This window comes from Micromonospora lacuserhaii (genome assembly GCF_036902735.1).
GTDB lineage: Bacteria > Actinomycetota > Actinomycetes > Mycobacteriales > Micromonosporaceae > Micromonospora.
The window spans coordinates 1-18,136 of record NZ_JBAKHO010000034.1 but is presented as its reverse complement, the minus strand read 5'-3'; the positions used below and the strand labels follow the sequence as shown (position 1 = coordinate 18,136).

21 protein-coding genes are annotated in these 18,136 nt (G+C 73.7%); 8 read left to right on the top strand and 13 right to left on the bottom strand.

Features of this window, described 5'->3' with window-relative positions; translation table 11 throughout:
• The first annotated feature begins 31 nt into the window (after positions 1–31).
• Positions 32–859 (top strand): prenyltransferase/squalene oxidase repeat-containing protein, encoded by an 828-nt coding sequence (locus V6U81_RS20060; RefSeq protein WP_334491390.1) that lies wholly within the window; start codon positions 32–34, stop codon positions 857–859.
• Here V6U81_RS20060 and V6U81_RS20055 read toward each other — a convergent pair.
• From V6U81_RS20055 to proB, 8 genes are all read right to left on the bottom strand, one after another.
• On the bottom strand, positions 852–1,367 hold the full coding sequence (locus V6U81_RS20055; protein WP_334491389.1) for an SUKH-4 family immunity protein: 516 nt from the start codon (positions 1,365–1,367) through the stop codon (positions 852–854). The genes V6U81_RS20060 and V6U81_RS20055 overlap by 8 nt on opposite strands.
• 26 nt (positions 1,368–1,393) lie before the next feature.
• On the bottom strand, positions 1,394–2,011 hold the full coding sequence (locus V6U81_RS20050) for a hypothetical protein (RefSeq protein ID WP_334491388.1): 618 nt from the start codon (positions 2,009–2,011) through the stop codon (positions 1,394–1,396).
• A gap of 173 nt (positions 2,012–2,184) precedes the next feature.
• Complete coding sequence (locus V6U81_RS20045; RefSeq protein ID WP_334491387.1) at positions 2,185–2,802, bottom strand: hypothetical protein; 618 nt, start codon at positions 2,800–2,802, stop codon at positions 2,185–2,187.
• On the bottom strand, positions 2,795–3,289 hold the full coding sequence (locus V6U81_RS20040; protein ID WP_334491386.1) for a WXG100 family type VII secretion target: 495 nt from the start codon (positions 3,287–3,289) through the stop codon (positions 2,795–2,797). Before V6U81_RS20040 ends, V6U81_RS20045 begins: the two co-directional genes overlap by 8 nt.
• Before the next feature lie 29 nt (positions 3,290–3,318).
• Positions 3,319–3,645, bottom strand: a complete 327-nt coding sequence (locus V6U81_RS20035; RefSeq protein ID WP_334491385.1) for a hypothetical protein — start codon at positions 3,643–3,645, stop codon at positions 3,319–3,321.
• Between the two features lies 1 nt (position 3,646).
• Positions 3,647–4,045, bottom strand: coding sequence for a YbaB/EbfC family nucleoid-associated protein (locus V6U81_RS20030; RefSeq protein ID WP_334491384.1), 399 nt, complete (start codon positions 4,043–4,045; stop codon positions 3,647–3,649).
• Between the two features lie 81 nt (positions 4,046–4,126).
• Positions 4,127–5,371, bottom strand: coding sequence for a glutamate-5-semialdehyde dehydrogenase (locus V6U81_RS20025; protein ID WP_334491383.1), 1,245 nt, complete (start codon positions 5,369–5,371; stop codon positions 4,127–4,129).
• A gap of 251 nt (positions 5,372–5,622) precedes the next feature.
• Positions 5,623–6,732, bottom strand: a complete 1,110-nt coding sequence (gene proB, locus V6U81_RS20020) for a glutamate 5-kinase (RefSeq protein ID WP_334491382.1) — start codon at positions 6,730–6,732, stop codon at positions 5,623–5,625.
• A gap of 61 nt (positions 6,733–6,793) precedes the next feature.
• On the opposite strand from proB, the gene V6U81_RS20015 reads away from it, so the two are divergent.
• From V6U81_RS20015 to V6U81_RS20005, 3 genes are read left to right on the top strand one after another with little or no spacing between them, the layout of a single operon-like run.
• A complete protein-coding gene (locus V6U81_RS20015; protein ID WP_334491381.1) occupies positions 6,794–7,108 on the top strand; it encodes an MGMT family protein in 315 nt (104 codons plus the stop codon).
• 32 nt (positions 7,109–7,140) lie between these two features.
• A complete protein-coding gene (locus V6U81_RS20010) occupies positions 7,141–8,514 on the top strand; it encodes an MFS transporter (protein ID WP_334491380.1) in 1,374 nt (457 codons plus the stop codon).
• Entirely contained in the window at positions 8,511–9,986 is a 1,476-nt protein-coding gene (locus V6U81_RS20005; RefSeq protein WP_334491379.1) for a pyridoxal phosphate-dependent decarboxylase family protein, read from the top strand. The genes V6U81_RS20010 and V6U81_RS20005 overlap by 4 nt, the downstream gene beginning before the upstream one ends.
• Positions 9,987–10,047: 61 nt before the next feature.
• Here the strand turns inward: V6U81_RS20005 and V6U81_RS20000 are convergent, their stop codons facing one another.
• Genes V6U81_RS20000 through V6U81_RS19985 form a run of 4 tightly spaced genes read right to left on the bottom strand, consistent with a single transcriptional unit; the run spans position 10,048 to position 12,944 of the window.
• Positions 10,048–10,431 (bottom strand): hypothetical protein, encoded by a 384-nt coding sequence (locus V6U81_RS20000; protein ID WP_334491378.1) that lies wholly within the window; start codon positions 10,429–10,431, stop codon positions 10,048–10,050.
• Complete coding sequence (locus V6U81_RS19995) at positions 10,400–11,158, bottom strand: hypothetical protein (RefSeq protein WP_334491377.1); 759 nt, start codon at positions 11,156–11,158, stop codon at positions 10,400–10,402. Before V6U81_RS19995 ends, V6U81_RS20000 begins: the two co-directional genes overlap by 32 nt.
• A 15-nt stretch (positions 11,159–11,173) precedes the next feature.
• A complete protein-coding gene (locus V6U81_RS19990) occupies positions 11,174–12,391 on the bottom strand; it encodes a hypothetical protein (RefSeq protein ID WP_334491376.1) in 1,218 nt (405 codons plus the stop codon).
• A complete protein-coding gene (locus tag V6U81_RS19985; protein WP_334491375.1) occupies positions 12,384–12,944 on the bottom strand; it encodes an RNA polymerase sigma factor in 561 nt (186 codons plus the stop codon). The genes V6U81_RS19990 and V6U81_RS19985 overlap by 8 nt, the downstream gene beginning before the upstream one ends.
• Positions 12,945–13,162: 218 nt before the next feature.
• On the opposite strand from V6U81_RS19985, the gene V6U81_RS19980 reads away from it, so the two are divergent.
• The 3 genes from V6U81_RS19980 to V6U81_RS19970 all read left to right on the top strand — a co-directional run bounded on the left by V6U81_RS19980 (position 13,163) and on the right by V6U81_RS19970 (position 16,292).
• Positions 13,163–13,732, top strand: coding sequence for an NADH-quinone oxidoreductase subunit B (locus V6U81_RS19980; RefSeq protein ID WP_334491374.1), 570 nt, complete (start codon positions 13,163–13,165; stop codon positions 13,730–13,732).
• Positions 13,733–13,765: 33 nt separating this feature from the next.
• Positions 13,766–14,911, top strand: coding sequence for a carboxypeptidase-like regulatory domain-containing protein (locus V6U81_RS19975; RefSeq protein WP_334491373.1), 1,146 nt, complete (start codon positions 13,766–13,768; stop codon positions 14,909–14,911).
• A gap of 64 nt (positions 14,912–14,975) precedes the next feature.
• On the top strand, positions 14,976–16,292 hold the full coding sequence (locus tag V6U81_RS19970) for a DUF2252 domain-containing protein (protein WP_334491372.1): 1,317 nt from the start codon (positions 14,976–14,978) through the stop codon (positions 16,290–16,292).
• A 19-nt stretch (positions 16,293–16,311) separates the two neighbouring features.
• On the opposite strand, the gene V6U81_RS19965 is transcribed toward V6U81_RS19970, so the two are convergent.
• Positions 16,312–17,358 carry a glucose 1-dehydrogenase gene (locus tag V6U81_RS19965; RefSeq protein WP_334491371.1) on the bottom strand — a complete coding sequence of 349 codons (1,047 nt, stop codon included), beginning with the start codon at positions 17,356–17,358 and terminating at the stop codon, positions 16,312–16,314.
• A 112-nt stretch (positions 17,359–17,470) separates the two neighbouring features.
• Between V6U81_RS19965 and V6U81_RS19960 the strand changes: the two genes are divergently transcribed.
• On the top strand, positions 17,471–18,136 hold a 666-nt coding region (locus V6U81_RS19960), incomplete at its 3' end, for an NADH-quinone oxidoreductase subunit C (RefSeq protein WP_334491370.1).

Here is an 18,136-nt window from a genome sequence, read left to right as displayed (position 1 = left end):
AGATCGTCTTTTCGCAGGTAGCGTGTCCGCCGTGGTGGACATTGACGCCGCGATCGGCTTCGTCGTGGCTCACGGGGACGCGGTCGATCGCGCTCGGCTCTCCCGGCTGCGCACCGGCGCCCCGGTCCCGGCAGAACTGCTCGACGCGGCCGAGGTCGGGCAGACACCGGACGGCGGGTGGCCGGCCACGCTCGACGGCGACGTGCCGTCGGTCGACGCCACCTGCTTCCGCCTGGCCGAGCTGGACGACCTGGGCGCGCTGGGCCGGCCCGCCGCCCGGCACGCGCTGGACTGGCTGGCCGCCCGGCAGTTGCCCGATGGTGGCTGGGACGAGGATCCCCGGCTGGCCGGCAGCGCGCCCGAGTGGGCCCGACCGGGTGACCCGGAGGCCCGCCTCTACCTCACCGCCAACGCCGGGTTCTGGCTGACCGTCGGTGGTCGGGACGCCCGCGCCGCGGGGCCGCTCGACCACCGGGTCGGTGGGGCGTACGCCGGGGTGGTGCAGGCCGCCGCCCAGGCGCTCGCCGGGCAGCTCGCGCCCGACGGGAGCTGGCCGTCGTTCCTGCCCGCCGGGTGGCTGAGCGCGGCGGTGCTGCACCGGCAGGAGCTGTACTACGAGTCGGCGCGGATCCAGGCGGTGCTCGCCGAGCGCATCCCGCAGATGTCCCCGGCGGACGTGGCCTGGCTGGCCGCGACGCTGCGCCGGGTCGACGTCGGCGATGAGCAGTGGCTGCTGGTCTCGGCGCGCAAACGGCTCACCGAGACGCAGCGCAGCGACGGCGGCTGGGACAGCGACGACGGGCACCAGTTCGACGTGCACACCACGCTGAACGCGATCCGGGCGTGCCGGCCTACTTGAGCTGGCTGAGCACCAGCGGCCACCAGCCGTCCGGGGCGAAGGCCGCCGGGTCGATGCTCTCCAGGACCATGCGCAGCTGCTCGGCCCGCTCGGCCCGACCCGCCTTGCCCTCGTCGGCCTCGACGAAGAGCGCGAACCGGTAGAGGAACTCGACGAAGGTGCGGAAGTTGCTGTTGACGCCCTGGACGTCCTGCTGCTCCAGGTCGTACTGGAGGATCTCGCCGGTACGCGGGTCGAGCACGTAGAGCAGGTCGCTGTTGTCGGCGACCATCCCGACCACGATCAGCCGGACGTCCAGCGAGCCGTCCTCGGTGGTCAGCGCGATGGTGTCGTACAGCTCGATGTCGCCCTCCAGGAAGGCGCTGTAGACGACCTCGACGTCGAGCGGGATCTCGTCGCCCTCGGGGAGCAGGTCGGGGCTGAAGCCCCCCTCCAGCCACGCCTGGCGGGGGTAGGGGATCAGCTCGTCCTCGCTCCACAGTGCGGTGAACCGGGGATCAGCAGCCATGACGGTCCTTCGCGGTCGGCAGTGGGTCAGGAGGAGAGCCCGGCGGCGATCAGCAGCCGGCGCCAGTTGTCGGCGTACTCGCCGGTGTGCCGCCCGGTGCGGAGTCGTCGCTCGGCGACCCCGGGGCCGAGGACGGTGGCGACCAGCTCGGGGTAGCGCGGGCCGAGCACGTGCTCGTCGAAGAAGGTCGCCACGTCCGGCGCCAGCACGGTGAACGCCACGTCCTCGTCGGGGTGCTCGTACTGGAAGACGTAGTCGTCCGGCTCCATCCAGTAGACGTCGAGGTCCTCCGGGTCGAGGTAGATCGGGGCGCCGGCGGGGATGTCGTCGCGCAGCCCCGGTGGAATGCTGTGCAGCTCGTGGCCCACGGCGAGCGGACTGCCCATCGGGTCGGACTCGTCGACGGTGCGGGCCGCCCAGGCCGCCGGGGTGACGATCTCGGCAGGCGGGGCGAAGCGGAAGTTGTCCCCCTCCAGCCGGCCGAAGAGGGAGTACACCTCGGCCACGCCGGGCAGGTCGGGTACGGGCTCCAGCGGGGTCGGGTCGCCCACCACGACGGCGAGTTCGCCGTCGGCCGCCACCCGCCGGAGCAGCTCCAGCTTGTCCCGGATCCGGTCCAGGAGGGCGGGCTCCGGGCCGCTCACGGCGCCAGCTCAATTCGCGACTGCGGGGCTCGCAACCCCGGCTCACTCCTCGCGCTCACGGCGCCAGCTCGGTTCGCGACTGCGGGGCTCGCAACCCCGGCTCACTCCTCGCGCTCACGGCGCCACCTCGGTTCGCGACTGCGGGGCTCGCAACCCCGGCTCACTCCTCGCGCTCACGGAAGGACTCGCACGATGACCGGGGTGCCCTCGGGGACGTCCCGCAGCGCGACGGAGATGTCGCTGCCGAGTTGGCGGTTGGTCCAGGCGTCCATCGGCCTGAGATTATCGTACGTGTCCGTTCCGTCCATTTGGAGCTCGTGGATGTGGTCCGGGTCGTAGCCCTGGCCCCGGGCGGTGATCGGCCCCTTGCCGGCGTAGAGCCGGTCCACCACGTTCTTGTTGGCCAGGTACTTGTTGCTGGCCGGGGTGCCCTTCTGCGCGGTGAGCCGGCCGTCCTTGGTCAGGTTCCGGATCATCCGGTCCCGGTAGATGTTGGTGCGGGTACGGCGCTTCCCGGTCGACGGGTCGTGGACCTTGTTGCTGTCCCGGTCCGGCTTCGCCTTCTTCAGCCGACCCTCCTGGCCGAGCCGGGCCAGGTCCTTCGCCTTGCGGTCGAAGTCCCGCCGGTCGAAGTCCGGCCGGTTCTTCAGCACCAGCACCGCCGGCCCGTCGACCTTCTTCCCGGCCGCCTTGGCGGTCCGGAACACGTCGGCGTTCTCCAGGTACGCCGAGACGATCCGGGCGCCCTTCGCCTGGGCCTGCCGGGGCGGGGTGGTCCGCTTCCTAACCATTGAGCACCGTGTCCACCGCCATCCCGATCAGCTGGTCGACGATCAGCCCGGTGATCATCTTGAAGATCGGGATCTCCAGCAGCGACGCCCCGAAGGTGGCCACCGCGGTGGCGACGGCCTGGGCGATCTGGATCGCCAGCAGCACCAACTGGACGATCACCTGGATCTTCAGGGCCAGCACCACCCCGGCCGCCGCCATCAGCCCGATGGCGATGACGTTCGTCGGGTCGGTCGCGTCGGCGATGTTGCGCGCCGCCGACTCCCGGTCGTTCCACTCGGCGGCGAACGCGGTGATGCTCTCGCCCCGGTTGGTGTCGAGCACCGTCCGCGCCGCCGACTCCAGCTGCGCGACCGAGGCGTCGATCCGGTCGGCCATGCCGGTCCACTCGCCGGCGAGCTGAAAGAGCGCCGTCTCGTCGGACTCCGGCCAGTCGTAGCCGATCATGGAGAGCAGCGAGGCGAGTTCGCCCGGCAACGTCAGACCCACGAGGTTCCCTTCCTGCGTCGGCGGCGGCCTCAGCCGCCGAGCGAGCCGAGGATGGCGCGGAAGGAGGCGGCGGCGTCCTCCTCGACGGCCCGGTAGCCCTCGGCCATCACGGCCAGCCCCTCGGCGTAGCTCTCCAGTTCGGCGACGTTGGTGCTCAGGCACTCGGTCAGCCCGTCCACACAGGCCTGGTGGGCGAGGCCGAGCAGCATGCCGATCTCGTCGCCGCCGAAGGCGCCCGCGTAGCCGCCCGCCGCCGCCTGGAACGCCTCGAACGCCTGCCGGACGCCCTCCCTGGCCTGGGCCAGTTGCTCCGCGCCCCGGCGCAGCGCGTCGACGTCCACCTCCAGCGGTTCCACGTCAGCTCCGCCGCTGGAGCTTGCGCATCGTCTCGCTGATGGCGACGCTCATCTCGCGCATCTGCCGCAGGCCCGAGTCCTGGAGCCGTTCGACGGTGGCGGCCATCGCGGCCAGGTCGGGTGCCGGTCCGGCGGCGGGGCCCGGGTCCTGCGCGTCGAGGGCAGCGTTCACCGCCCGGCGCAGCTCCTCGGCGAGGTATTCCGAGCCCTCCCGGAGCACTCGGGGGTCGATGTCGACGGCGCTGACCCGGGCGTCCGTGCCGAGGGTGACCCGGATCCGCCCGTCGGCGGCCTCGGCCACCGACTCGGCCCGCTGCGCCGGCACGGCGCTGCGGCGTGCCTCGTGCAGCGCGGCCCGTGCCTGCGCCAACTGCTCCTCCAGGGCGTTCTCGCCCAGCATGCCACCTCCCCAGCCGCGGTGAACCGGCCCCAGACTACCGACCCGGCGCACCCGCGCGGGCCCTGAGTCCACGAGGGACGGTCAGTGGCGCAGGTGGCCGTCGCCGGTGACCACGTACTTGGTGGAGGTCAGCTCGGGCAGCCCCATCGGGCCGCGGGCGTGCAGCTTCTGGGTGGAGATGCCGATCTCGGCGCCGAAGCCGAACTCGCCGCCGTCGGTGAACCGGGTCGAGGCGTTGACCATCACGGCCGCCGCGTCGACCCGGGCGACGAACTCCCGGGCGGCGGTCTGCGAGTCGGTGACGATCGCCTCGGTGTGGCCGGTGCCGTAGCGCCGGATGTGGGCGACCGCCGCCTCGAGCGAGTCGACCACCGCCACCGAGATGTCCGCCGACAGGTACTCGGTGGCGAAGTCCTCCTCGGTGGCCGGCACCACCGCGTCCGAGTGGGCCGCGACCTCGGGGGTGCCGTGCACGGTCACCCCGGCCTCGGCGAACGCGGCCAGCACCGCCGGCAGGAAGGCGTCCGCGACGGACGCGTGGACCAGCAGCGACTCGGCGGTGTTGCAGGTGGAGAGGCGCTGGGTCTTGGCGTTCAAAGTGATCGCCACGGCCTTGGCCAGGTCGGCGGCCGCGTCGACGTAGACGTGGCAGTTGCCCACCCCGGTCTCGATCACCGGCACGGTCGACTCCTCGACGACGGTCCGGATCAGCGACGCGCCGCCGCGCGGGATCAGCACGTCGACCAGTCCCCGGGCTCGCATCAGCTCCTTGACCGAGTCGCGGGAGCTGGCGTCGAGCAGCTGCACCGCGTCCGCCGGCAGGCCCGCCTCCGCCACCGCGTCGCGGAGCACCGCGACCAGCGCGGCGTTGGAGTGCGCCGCCGACGAGGAGCCGCGCAGTAGCGCCGCGTTGCCGGATTTCAGGCAGATCCCGGCGGCGTCGACGGTCACGTTCGGCCGTGCCTCGTAGATGATCCCGACCACCCCGAACGGCACCCGGACCTGCCGCAGCTCCAGGCCGTTGGGCAGGGTCGCGCCGCGGACCACCTCGCCGACCGGGTCGGGCAGCGCGGCCATCTGGCGCAGCGCGTCGGCGATGCCCGCCACCCGGCCCACGTCTAGGGCCAGCCGGTCCAGCACGGCCGCGCTCAGCCCGGCCTCCCGCCCGGCCGCCAGGTCCGCGTCGTTCGCGGTCAGGATCTCCGGCGTACGCGCCACCAGCGCGTCGGCCATCGCGTGCAGCGCCGCGTCCTTGGCGGTACGCGTGGCGACGGCCAGCTCACCCGCCGCGTCCCGGGCCCGTCGGGCCTGTTCGACGACGCTCATGCCGGCACTCCGCTGCGCTCCGTGCCGCCATGAGGCACCACCGCGCTGAACTGATGATTCGCTCGCTGACGCTCGCTCATGCCGGCACTCCGCTGCGCTCCGTGCCGCCATGAGGCACCACCGCGCTGAACTGATGATTCGCTCGCTGACGCTCGCTCATGCCGGCACTCCGCTGCGCTCCGTGCCGCCATGAGGCACCACCGCGCTGAACTGATGATTCGCTCGCTGACGCTCGCTCATGCGTCCACTCCTCACAGCAGCACGAGGTCGTCGCGGTGGACGACCTCCCGTTCGTACGCCGGGCCGAGCGCCGCGGCGAGCTCTCCGGTGGAGCGGCCGAGCAGCCCGGGCAGCTCCACCGCGTCGTAGTTGACCAGCCCCCGGGCCACCGGGGCGCCCGCGGCGTCCACCAGGTCGACGGGGTCGCCGGCGGTGAACGTGCCGTCGACCGCGGTGATCCCGGCGGGCAGCAGCGACTTGCGCCGCCCCACCACGGCCTGGACCGCGCCCGGGTCGAGGTGCAGCCGCCCGCGGGGTGCGGTGGCGTGCGCGAGCCAGAAGAGCCGGGCCGCCGGGCGCCGCTGCGCCGGGTGGAAGAAGGTGCCGACCGGCTCGCCGGCCAGCGCTTCGGCGGCGAGCGGCGCGGCGGTCAGCACCACCGGGATGCCGAAGCCGGTGGCGATCCGGGCCGCCTCCACCTTGGTGACCATGCCGCCGGTGCCGACCCCGGCGCGGCCGGCGCCGCCGATGTCGATGCCGGCGAGGTCCCGCTCGTCGCGGACCTCGCTGATCCGGGTGCTGCCGGGTTGGGTCGGGTCGCCGGTCCAGAGCGCGTCGACGTCCGACAGGAGCACCAGCAGGTCGGCGTCGACCAGGGCGGCGACCAGGGCGGCGAGCCGGTCGTTGTCGCCGAACCGGATCTCCTCGGTGGCCACCGTGTCGTTCTCGTTGACGATCGGCACGGCCCGCAGGTCGAGCAGCTTGCGCAGGGTCCGGTACGCGTTGCGGTAGTGCGCCCGCCGGGTCACGTCGTCGACGGTGAGCAGCACCTGCCCGACGGTGAGCCGGTGCCGGGCGAAGCCGGCCGCGTACCGGCCGATCAGCAGGCCCTGCCCGACGCTGGCCGCGGCCTGCTGGGTGGCCAGGTCGCGGGGGCGCCGGGGCAGCCCGAGCGGGGCGAGCCCGGCGGCGATGGCGCCGGAGGAGACCAGCACCACCTCGCGGCCGTCGGCGGCGAGCGCGGCGAGGGTGTCGACGAGCGCGTCGACCCGGGCGTCGTCCAGACCGCCGGTCGGGGTGGTCAGCGAGGACGAACCGATCTTGACGGCGATCCGCCGGGCCGAGGTGACTGCTTCGCGCACCCGCCCATTCTGCGCGCCCGGTCCCACCGCACCCCGGGCCGTTCCCATATTGTGGCAGCTCGTGACGCCTGAGGAGTACGTCGAGGCGGTGCTCGCGCTGGTCGAGCGGATCCCGCCGGGTCGGGTGATGTCGTACGGGGCGGTCGCCGACGCTCTTGCCGAGCGCTCCGGGCGGGCCTCGGCCCGGCTGGTCGGCTCGATCATGGCCCGGCACGGCGGTGGGGTGCCCTGGCACCGGGTGGTGAACTCGGCGGGCCGGTTGCCGCCGGGGCACGAGGTGCAGGCGCGGGCCCGGTTGCGGGAGGAGGGCTGCCCGCTGCGCCCGGCCGGGGTGGACATGGCGGCGGCGAGCTGGTGGCCGGAAGAGGGGATGTGACCCGCGCCATAACGTGAGTAACATTCGGCCGCATGGACGCGCCCGTGGTGGAAGCCGCCCCGTCACCAGCCGGCGCGCTGCCCCGACGGGTGCACGCCGGCTACGCGCTCGGGTCGCTCGCCACCGGCGCCTTCGGCACCGTGCCGGGGCTGCTGCTGCTGCCGTACCTGACCGACACGCTGGGCGTGGCCGCCGGGGTGGCGGCGCTGCTGGTGCTCCTGCCGAAAGCCTGGGACGTGCTGGTCAACCCGGTCGCCGGGCGGATCTCCGACCGCACCCGCTCCCGCTGGGGGCCGCGCCGGCCGTGGCTGCTCGGGGCCGGTCTCGCGCTGGCCGCGCTCTTCGCCGCCATCTTCGCCGCGCCCTTCGGGGCCGCTCCGGCCGCCGGGGCGTACGTGGCGGTCGCGTTCCTCGCCACCGCCACCGCGTTCGCCTTCTTCCAGGTCCCGTACGTGGCGATGCCGGCCGAGCTGACCGACGACCGGGCGGAGCGTACCCGGCTGATGAGCTGGCGGATCGCGGTGCTGGCGCTGGCCATCCTGGTCTCCGGCGCGGTGGCCCCCATGGTGGTCACCGCCGGTGGCGACGGGGTCGCCGGGCACCGGTGGATGGGGCTCTTCGTCGCCACGCTGATCGCCGTCGGGGCCCTCGGCGCGTTCCTCGGCACCCGTACCGCACCGACCGGCGCGGTGGTGGCGACCGAACCGTCGCTGCGCGCGCAGCTCGCGGTGGCCGGCGCCAACCGGCCGTTCCGGGCGCTGCTGATCGTCTTCGTGGTGCAGTCCGCCGGGGTGGCCACCATCCTCGCCGGGGTCAGCTACTTCGCCGACCAGGTCCTGCGCGACCCGGAGAACGGGCCGACCCTGCTCTTCGCCTGCTTCGTCGGGCCGGCGCTGCTGGTGATGCCGGTCTGGACCCGGGTCGGCGCCCGGGTCGGCAAGCGCACCGCACTGGTCGCCGCGTCGCTGCTGCTCGCGGCGGGCGCGCTGGGACTGGTCGCCGCGCCGGTGCTGCCCGCCGCCGCCAGCTACGCGGTGGTCGCGCTGATCGGCGTCGGGTACGCCGGCCAGCAGGTCTTCGCCCTGGCCATGCTCCCGGACGTGGTCGCCCACTCCACCGCGCGGACCGGTCGCCGCCAGGCGGGCGTCTTCACCGGCCTCTGGACCGCCGGCGAGACCCTCGGCCTCGCCCTCGGCCCCGGCCTCTACGGCCTGGTCCTGCAACTCTGCGGCTACGTCTCCTCCAGCACCGGCACCGCGGCGACCCAACCCGACTCGGCCCGCCTCGGCATCCTGCTCGGCTTCACCGTGCTGCCGGCCCTGCTGATCGCCCCGGTGACCCTGCTGCTGCGCCACTACACCCTCGCCACCGCCGAGCCGTCCGGAAAGGCCACCACGAATCCATGATGGACGAAGCCGGGGTGCCCGCCGAGCGGGTGCTCGACGAGGTGCGGGAACTGCGCGGGCTGGACCGGCCGACGCACGGCGGGCGGCTGTTCGCCTACGTGTACGACCCGGCGGTGGCCGGGCTGGACGAACTGGCCGCCGCGGCGTACGCGCAGAGCGCACACGTCAACGGGCTCGACCCGACCGCCTTCCCCTCGCTGCTGGCGATGGAGAACGGGCTCGTCGGGGCGGCCGCCCGGCTGCTCGGCGGCGGGCCCGGCACGAGCGCGCCGGACGTCGTCGGCAGCGTCACCAGCGGCGGCACCGAGTCGCTGATCCTCGCCGTGAAGGCGGCCCGGGACGCCCGCCCCGAGCTGGCCGGCCCGCGGATCGTGGTGCCGGCCAGCGGGCACGCCGCCTTCGCCAAGGCCGCCCACCTGCTCCGGGTCACCCTGGACACGGTGCCGGTCGACCCGGTGACCCTGCGCCCGTCGGCCGCCGACGTGGCCGCCGCGATCCGCCCGGAGACCGTGCTGGTGGCCTGCTCCGCCCCCTCGTACGCGCACGGGGTGATCGACCCGGTCGCGGAGATCGCCGCGGTGGCGGCGGCGGCCGGGGTGCGCTGCCACGTGGACGCCTGCTTCGGCGGGTGGACCCTGCCGTACCTGCGCCGGCTCGGGGCGCCGGTGCCGCCGTTCGACCTCTCCGTCGACGGGGTCACCTCGATCTCGGTCGACCTGCACAAGTACGCGTACGCCCCGAAGGGCGTCTCGGTGCTGCTGCACCGCGACCCGTCGCTGCGCGCCCCGCAGTACTTCGCGTACGCGGACTGGCCCGGGTACACGATGGTCAACCCGGTGCTCGCCTCCACCCGGTCGGGCGGCCCGATCGCCGCCGCGTACGCCACCCTGCGGCACCTCGGCGACGACGGCTACCTGCGGCTCGCCGCCGCGACCCGGGACGCGGTGGCCGGGCTGGCCCTCGCGGTGCGCGGCGTCGAGGGCCTGCGGCTGATGGCCGAGCCGGAGTCCACCGTGGTCTGCTTCACCTCGACCGACCCGGCGCTGGACCTCTTCGTGCTGGTCGACGAGCTGACCGCCCGGGGCTGGCACACCCAGCCGCAACTCACGTACGCCGGCCTGCCGGCCTCCGTGCACCTGACGGTGACCGCCTCGGTGGCGCCCCGGGTGGCGGAGTTCCGGCCGGCGCTGGCCGAGGCGGTGGCGGCGGCCCGGGCGGCCGGGCCGGTGGCGCTGCCACCGGAGCTGCGCGCCCTGGTGACCAGCCTGACCCCGGAGGCGCTCACCCCGGAGCTGATCGCCGGGCTGGCCGCCGGGCTGGGTCTCGGCGCGGGCGCCGGCCCGCTGCCGGACCGGATGGCCCTGGTGAACACGCTGCTCGACACCGCCCCGCCCGCGCTGCGGGAACGACTGCTGGTCGAGTTCGTCGGCCTGCTGCAACGCCCCGCCTGGCGGCTCGCGTCCGGCGACTGACCCGCGGACGCCTGCGGGCGCCCCGCCCCAGGACGGGGACGGGACGCCCGCGGGGCCCGGCTTAGTTGTACGGGATCGCCGTCCGCACCGAGTTGTCCTGCGGCGCGACGTCCGGCCAGTCCCGGTTCTGGGCGTCCCAGTGGGCGACCTCGGTGATCCACGGCGGCGGACCCGCACCACGTTGCCCGTCCGGCACGTTGGACACGAACGTGTAGGTGCGGGTCTGACCGGCCCGCGGCCCGGCCAGGAGGCAGGACGGAATCTCTCCGCGCGTCCCAACCGACGTGTCGCACTTCGACCAGTCACCACCGGCGTGCTCGTCGACCTCCAGATTGAAGAAGGCGATCCGGTCGGCGTCGTGCGGGCCGGCGTTGCTGACCGTGAAGGTCATCGTGAACGGCCGCAGGGTGGTGTCAGGGTTGGCCGGCCCGAGCGTCGTCTTCACCGACACCTTGAGGTCGGTCAGCCGCGGATCGGTGCCCCACGACGTGGGGCCCCCCGGTCTGGGCGAACCCGGTCCCGTTCCACCGGTACGTCCGGGTCTGCTCCCGAACCAGATAGCTCGGCGTTGAGCAGCACGGCTGGATGTCGGCCACCCGCACCTCGACCGCGCCGCCCGAGGTGACCTGCACCCCGAGAATGTCGTCGAAGCCGGAATTGGTCCGGGTCACCCGACCGACCGTGACGATCGGATCCGCCTCGTCCCGGTCGAAGGCCACCACCTGCTTGCGGATCACCTCGCCGGCCCGGCAGCCGATCAGCGCGACGGTCTCCGTCGCCCCGTCGGCGTCCACGTCGCCGTGGTCCAGGGTGATCAGGTGGGGGCCGTCCCCCGCCTGGCCGCTCGGCGGCGCCCCCAGTCGCACCCGGCTGGTGACGCAGCCCGACGGCGAGCCGGTCGGCCAGGCCGGCAGGTCGAGCCGCGCGGCCAGCAACTGCTGCTGGCTGATCCGGCCGTCCGGTGCGGGCTGGCTGGCCGACGCGGTCGGGGTCGGCGTGGTCGTCGCGGTGGCCGGCGGCGTCTGCGAGGGGGACTGGGTCGGTGGGGTGGTCGGGTCGACGGACACTCCCGGCACCGGGGCCGTCCGGTCGCCGTGCAGGGCCGCGTTGGCGACGACCGGGGCCGCCACCAGCACCACCGCCCGGCCGGGATCGCTCCCCGGCCGGGCCACCGCGCTGCTTCCCGCTCAGCCGAGTCGGGGCATGACCTCGTTGTTCTTCCGGTCGCGCTCGATCAGCTCCTGGTCCTGCGGTCCGAGGGCGGTGACCGCGACGGACCGATTCTCACCGGTGAAGACGTACCCCTGCGGCACCCGGACGGGGAGCCGCAGCGTGATGTCGTCGCCGGAGCGCAACGGGCCCAGCCGGCACAGCGTCGGATCCCGCGAGGTGCGGTAGCCGTCTCGGCACGAGGTCCAGGTGTCGTCCACCGGGAACAGCCCCCACTGCAGGCTCACCCGGAGCTCCACCGCGGTCGCGTCCCGGCCGCCCAGGTGCCGGATCCGCACGTCGATGGCGCCGGAGCGGGATCCGTCGGCGTTCTTCGTCAGCCGCAGGTCGGTGGAGGTGACCGAGAGATCCACCGCGTACGGGTTGACGGGGAAGGCGGTCTCGCCGAGCACCTGGTCGAAGCCCTCGCCGTCCCACCGGTACGTGCGCCACTGGTGCTGCGCCCACTCCGACGGCCACGCCACGTCGTTGGCCCGGTCGGTCAGCTGCAGCCGGACCTGCCCGTCCGACCGTAGCTCCATCGCCTCCAGCCAGCCCTTGGTGACCGAACCGGGCACGCTCGCCACCCGGCCGAGGGTGACGATCCTCCCCGCTTCGTCCCGGTCGAAGGCCACCACCTGTTCCGGGCCGTTGTCGCCGTTGTCGCACCTGACGCGGGCGACGGTCTCGGCCGCACCGTCGCGATCCACATCCGCGTGGTCGAGGGAGAGCAGGACCGGGGCGGGCGACGTCCGGCCCTTGTCCGACAGTCGGACCCTCCCGGAGGGGCATTCCGGTGTGGTGGACGGCCAGGGAGGCAGCGAGACCGGCGACGCGAGCAGTTGCGAGCGGGTGATGTGGCCGTCCGGGGGTGGCGGCGCTGCCGGCGTGGTGGCCGGCGGCGTCGGCGTGGGGCTGCCCGAGAGGCTCGGCGTGGGGGTCGGCGACGGCGAGACCGTCGGATCGACCGGCCCTGGCCGGGGAGCGGGGTGGTGGCTCAGCACCGCGTACCCGACCGTGGGGCCGGTCACCAGCGTGAGGGCGGCCGCGACGGCGGCGCCGAGCGTCCGGCGCTGGTTGCGGCGCACGGTCCGTCGGACCGCGGCCGGGCCGGGCACCTCGACCTGCATGATCGCGGTCGGGCGGTACCGCCCGAACTCCTCGCTCAGGAGGACGTGGTCTTCCTGCTCAGACATTCCGCACCTCCCCGGTGTTCTCCCGCAGGTGCGCGGCCAGGGCCGTCCGGCCCCGGTGCAACCAGGACTTGACCGTGCCCTCGGCGACCCGCTCCTGGTCGGCGATCTCGGCGACCGAGAGGTCGGCGAGGTAGTGCAGGATCACCGCCCGGCGCTGCCTCGGCGGCAGCAGGGCGAGCGCGGCGTCCACCGCCACCCGGTCGGGGTTCGGCCCCGCCACGTGCGTCTCCCGCTGCCGCCGCAGGTACGCCTGCGCGGTGCGCAGCCGCCGCCACCGGTTGTGGGCGAGGTTCCAGGCGACCCGGCGTACCCAGGCCAGCGGGTCGTCGTAGCCGGCCACCCGGTCCCACCGGGTGAACGCCTGACAGAAGGCGTCCTGGACCAGGTCCTGCGCGTGTGACCGGTCGCCGGTGTACGCGGCGAGCTGCACGACCAGCCCCCGGAAATGGGCGTGGTAGAAGTCGTCGAAGACCAGTTCCGCCAGTGGTGGAGCGACTCCCGGCAGCGGGTCCGGCGGGGGACCACCGGCCCGGATGTCTCTCGTCACGTTCATTCGTCCTCCCCGTGGCGGTCGGCGGTCGCCCGCCTCCCGCCCGTCAGACAAGTCACCGGCCGGAAAGGTTGCAGCGGCATCGGTGGTCCGTTGTCCGGCTGCGGACAGCGCGGCGTCCGGACGCGTCGCCGCCGGGGCCGAGGGCCGGTGACCGCCGTCCATGATCGTCGCCGGACGCTGTGGTTGACTGTCCTGAGACGGACGGAAGGGGGTTCGACGTGCAGCTGCCGGGAGTGCTCGGCGAGCCGATCCGGTTCGTGCTGAACTGGGGCCGCCGCTACTCGCTCTGGGTGTTCAACTTCGGCCTGGCCTGCTGCGCGATCGAATTCATCGCGACCAGCATGGGCCGGCACGACTTCATCCGGCTCGGGGTGATCCCGTTCGCGCACGGGCCCCGGCAGGCCGACCTGATGGTGGTCTCCGGCACGGTCACCGACAAGATGGCCCCGGCGATCAAGCGGCTCTACGACCAGATGCCCGAGCCGAAGTACGTCATCTCGTTCGGCGCCTGCTCCAACTGCGGCGGCCCGTACTGGGACTCCTACTCGGTGACCAAGGGCGTCGACCAGCTCATCCCGGTCGACGTCTACGTGCCGGGCTGCCCGCCCCGGCCGGAGGCGCTGCTGCACGGGATCCTCCGCCTCCAGGAGAAGATCGCCGCCGAGCAGGCCGGCATCGGCGGGGTGTCCCGCCCCGACCCGCTCGCGTCGCCGGTGGACGCGGCGCCCCGGGACGCTCGCCCGGTCTCCTCGCTCACCGCCCCGCCGGTACGCCCGCCGGCGAGCTGAGGCGCGTACGACCCGGGCGACTGGACCCTGACGGTGAGCGGCGGCGCCTCGTACTTCCCCATCGACGAGACGCCGTACGTGCACGTGGAGCGCGGGAAGACCACCACGGTGTCGTACGCGTTGAACCCGGGGGCGGCGATCGCCACCACCGTGCAGGACCGGCCGACCGGCAAGCCGGTCGGCGGCATCTGCGTACGCCTGGTCAAGCCGAGGTTCGGCGGGCAGTCCGCGCACATGGGCAGCACCTGCTCGTCCGACGACGGATCGCTGGAGATCGGCCCGTTCACCAACGCGGAGACCGTCCAGCTCTACGCCTACCAGGCGGTCAACCCGTACGAGCCGCCGGCGAAGCGCTACGGCGACCAGTGGGTCACCGCGACCGGGGGCAGCGGCGACCAGCGCGAGGCGTCGAAGGTGACGCTCACGCCCCAGCAGACGATCACCATTCCGCCCATCCGGGTGGACCCGCCCGGCACGATCACCGGCACCGTCCGCAACTCCTCCGGCGCGGCGGTCGCCGGGGTCTGCGCCTACCCGTTCGCGTTCCACCCCGGCCAGGGTGCGATCTTCGGGGCGAACTGCTCCAACTCCCAGGGCCGCTACACCATCGGGGAGCTCGGCCCGTACCGGTGGCCGGTGGAGTTCATGCCGAACAGTGGCACCGGGTACGGCTGGCAGTGGTCGGGTGACGTCGCCGACCGGTTCGCCGCCACCATGGCGACGGTGACCGCAGGCGGGACGGCCACGGTCGACGCGAAGCTGGCCGCCGGCGGGCAGCTCACCGGCAAGGTGACCGACGGCGCGAACCCGGTCGACGCCGGGTACGTCTGGACGTACAACTCCCGCACCGGGGACGTCGCCAGCCCGTCGTTCACCAACATCGCCCGGGACGGCACCTTCAGCCTCAAGGGCCACCGCACCCAGAAGGTGTACGTCCAGTACGCGAGCCTGACCAAGGACTGCTGGTACGGCCTGGCCGGCAAGCCGGCCATCGAGGTCGCCATGACGGCGGGGCAGACCACCACCATCGCGGCGGACATGACCCGGAGCTGCGGCAAGATGCCGCTGACCGCGTCCACGTCGCGGTCCCTCTCCACCGCCGGCACGATGCTCAGCCCGACGCCGCCGCTCGCGTCGCGGTCGACGTGGCGGTTCGGGGCGGCCCGCACCGGGCGCTGACCGGCGCCCGTCCTTCCGTCCGGCCGAGCGCCCCCGGTGGCGGTCGGGCGTTAGCCTGCGGTCCATGACCCAGTCCGCTGACCAGCGTTCCGCCTTCATCGTCGACGTGCTGACCGACGAGTTCGGCGCGTCGATGGCGCTCGACCCGGCGGCCTTCCGCCGCAAGTTCCGCAAGATGGCCGCCTCCCCGTTCGCCTTCTACCGGGGCAGCGCGTCGCTCTTCTACGCCGACCAGCGCGGCGACTTCGCCGACGACACCTATCTCGACGAGCAGACCAGCCGGGTGTGGATCCACGGCGACCTGCACGCGGAGAACTTCGGCACCTACATGAACGCCTCCGGGCAGCTGGTGTTCAACGTCAACGACTTCGACGAGGCCTATGTCGGGCCGTTCTCCTGGGACCTGAAGCGCCTCGCCGCCAGCGTGGCCCTGCTCGGCTACGCCAAGGCCCTCTCCGACCAGGTGATCGGCGACCTGGTCGACCGGTTCGCCCGCGCCTACCTGACCGAGCTGCGGGCCATCGCCGCCGGCGGGGACGACGCGATCGGCTCGATCACCCTGGAGAACGCCGACGGGGTGCTGCGCCGGGTGCTCCAGCAGGCCCGGCTGAACACCCGGGTCGACCTGCTCGCCACCCAGACCACCATCGACAACTACGACCGCCGGTTCTCCCTGGGCGACGGCGTCTTCGAGATCGACGGCCAGACCCGGAAGATGGTCTGCGCGGCCTACGAGGCGTACCTGGACACCCGTCCCGAGTCGGCGACCCGGCTCCGGCCGGTCGCCTCGAAGATCAAGGACGTGGTGCTGCGCAAGGGGGTCGGCATCGGCTCGGCCGGGCTGCCGTCGTACAACCTGCTGCTGGAGGGGCACACCCAGGCGCTGGAGAACGACGTCGTGCTCTACATGAAGCAGGCGCAGGTGCCGGCCGTCGCCCGGCACATCGACGACGAGCGGGTCCGCGGCTACTTCCACCACCAGGGGCACCGCACGGCCGAGTCGCAGCGGGCGCTCCAGGCGTACGCGGACCCGTGGCTGGGCTTCACCGAACTGGACGGGGTCGGCCAGCTCGTCGCCGAGGTCTCCCCGTACGCCGCCGACCTGGACTGGGCGGACGTCAACGAGCCGGAGGACATGGCCGGGGTGCTGGCCGACCTGGGCCGGGCGGTGGCCCGGATGCACTCGGTCGCCGACGACGAGTCCAGCCACGACCTGGTCGACTACTCGACGGAGGAGTCGATCGTCGCCGCGGTCGGGGGCGACGAGGACGGCTTCGTGGCGTACCTGGTCGAGTTCGCGCACGCCTACGGCGGCCGTACCCGGGAGGACCACCAGCTCTTCGTGGACCTGTTCCGCAACGGCCGGCTCCCCGGCATCTGAGCGACCCCGTCGGGTGGGCTCAGGCGGTGAAGTCCACCACCACCTTGATGTCCTCGCCGGCGGGGGTGTACGCCTCGGCGTACTCCGCCACCGGCACCCGGCGGGTGATCAGCGAGTTCAGCCAGGACTGGTCGGCCCGGGCCAGCGCGTCGGCGGCCTGGTCCCAGTGCCGCCGGTTGGCGTTGACCGACCCGAAGACCACGTTGTTCTCCAGCACCAGGGCCCGGTTGAGCGCGCCGGCGTCGAAGTCGATGGTCCGGCCGCCGCTGGACACCCCGGTGAGGCAGACGATCCCCGTCGGGGCGGCCTTGCACATCGCGTCGAGGACCACCGTCGGCGCGCCGGTGCACTCGACCACCACGTCCGGCTCGAAGTCCAGCTCGCCGACGGGCACCGTGTGGTACGTCGCGCCGAGCGCCCGGACCAGGTCCGGCTTCGGCCCGGTGGTGTTCCGGTCGAGCACGTGCACCGAGAAGCCGCGCTGGGCGGCCAGCAGGGCGGCCAACAGGCCGATCGGCCCGGCGCCGGTGACCAGCACGGTCTGTGGCTGCCACTCGGCCCGGTTGCCGATCCGCTCGATGTGGTCCCATGCCTTCGCCACCACGCTGGCCGGTTCGAGCAGCATGCCGACCGGTTCGAGCACCGGGTGCAGGCCGATGGCGAACTTCGGCTGCACCCGCCACCGTTCCCGGGCGAAGCCGGAGAGACCCTTGATGCCGTGTTCGGTGTACCGCCCGTTGCGGCACATGTCCCACTCGCCGACCGCGCAGTTCGGGCAGGGCACCGGGTCGGGGTGGCGGACCACGCCGGCCACCAGGTCGCCGGGTTGCAGGGTCCCGGTCGGGTCCTCCAGGACCCGACCCAGCGACTCGTGCCCGAGCACCAGCCGTTCCTGGCCGGGCGGGGCCTCGCCGTACTTGCCGGCGATGATCTCCTGATCGGTGCCGCAGATGCCCACGGCGAGCGCCTCGACCAGGATCGCGCCCTCCTCGGCGGCCGGTTCGGGCCAGTCGTCGATCAGGCGCAGCGAGTCGGGCACCTCGGGGGAGACAGTTATCGCGCGCACGTGCTCATCCTTCCCCGCCCGGGGCCCGTCCGCCCGGCAAAGCGGCAGATGCGGCACCCTCGGGCGCGGGCGGCCCGTCACGGCCCGGGGCGGACGGCCATAGGATCACGGCATGACTCCGGAAGAGGTCGGCCAGCGGATGGTCGCGCTGCTCGCGCCGGTCGAGGCCACCGCGTCGGTCTCCGGCGGTCAGTCCTACGCCCGCGCCACCATCGACGTACCCCCGGCGAGCTGGTCGGACGCGCTCCGCGCGGCCCGCGACGACGCCGAGCTGGGCTGCGACTTCTTCGACTGGCTCTCCGCGGTCGACGAGCTGGGCGGCGGCTTCGACGTGGTGGCTCACCTCTGGTCGATTCGGCACCGGCACGGCGTGCTGCTGCGCACCCGGGTGCCCCGCGAGACGCCGACCGTGGCCTCGGTGGTGGACGTCTACCCGGGTGCCGCCTGGCACGAGCGGGAGACCCACGAGATGTTCGGCATCGACTTCGCCGGCCACCGGGGGCTGCTGCCGCTGCTGCTGCCGCCGGAGTTCGAGGGGCACCCGCTGCGCAAGGAGTTCGTGCTCGCCTCCCGGGTCGCCAAGCCGTGGCCGGGGGCGAAGGAGCCCGGCGAGTCGGAGGCCGGCGGTGGTCGCCGGCCGATCCGCCCGCCGGGCGTGCCCGCGCCGGGGGAGTGGGGCACCACGCCCACCCCGGCCGGCGCGGCGGGGGTGGGGGAGGGGCCGCGCGGCGGCACTCCGGCCCGCCCGGCCCGGGAGCGGCCCGAAGTCGGAGGCCAA

Bases quoted from the DNA above. Each gene is read 5' to 3' on its own strand.
- V6U81_RS20055 (WP_334491389.1), bottom strand. From the start codon at position 1,367: ATGGCTGCTGATCCCCGGTTCACCGCACTGTGGAGCGAGGACGAGCTG.
- V6U81_RS20045 (WP_334491387.1), bottom strand. From the start codon at position 2,802: ATGGTTAGGAAGCGGACCACCCCGCCCCGGCAGGCCCAGGCGAAGGGC.
- V6U81_RS20030 (WP_334491384.1), bottom strand. From the start codon at position 4,045: ATGCTGGGCGAGAACGCCCTGGAGGAGCAGTTGGCGCAGGCACGGGCC.
- V6U81_RS20025 (WP_334491383.1), bottom strand. From the start codon at position 5,371: ATGAGCGTCGTCGAACAGGCCCGACGGGCCCGGGACGCGGCGGGTGAG.
- V6U81_RS20010 (WP_334491380.1), top strand. From the start codon at position 7,141: ATGGACGCGCCCGTGGTGGAAGCCGCCCCGTCACCAGCCGGCGCGCTG.
- V6U81_RS20005 (WP_334491379.1), top strand. From the start codon at position 8,511: ATGATGGACGAAGCCGGGGTGCCCGCCGAGCGGGTGCTCGACGAGGTG.
- V6U81_RS19990 (WP_334491376.1), bottom strand. From the start codon at position 12,391: ATGTCTGAGCAGGAAGACCACGTCCTCCTGAGCGAGGAGTTCGGGCGG.
- V6U81_RS19985 (WP_334491375.1), bottom strand. From the start codon at position 12,944: ATGAACGTGACGAGAGACATCCGGGCCGGTGGTCCCCCGCCGGACCCG.
- V6U81_RS19970 (WP_334491372.1), top strand. From the start codon at position 14,976: ATGACCCAGTCCGCTGACCAGCGTTCCGCCTTCATCGTCGACGTGCTG.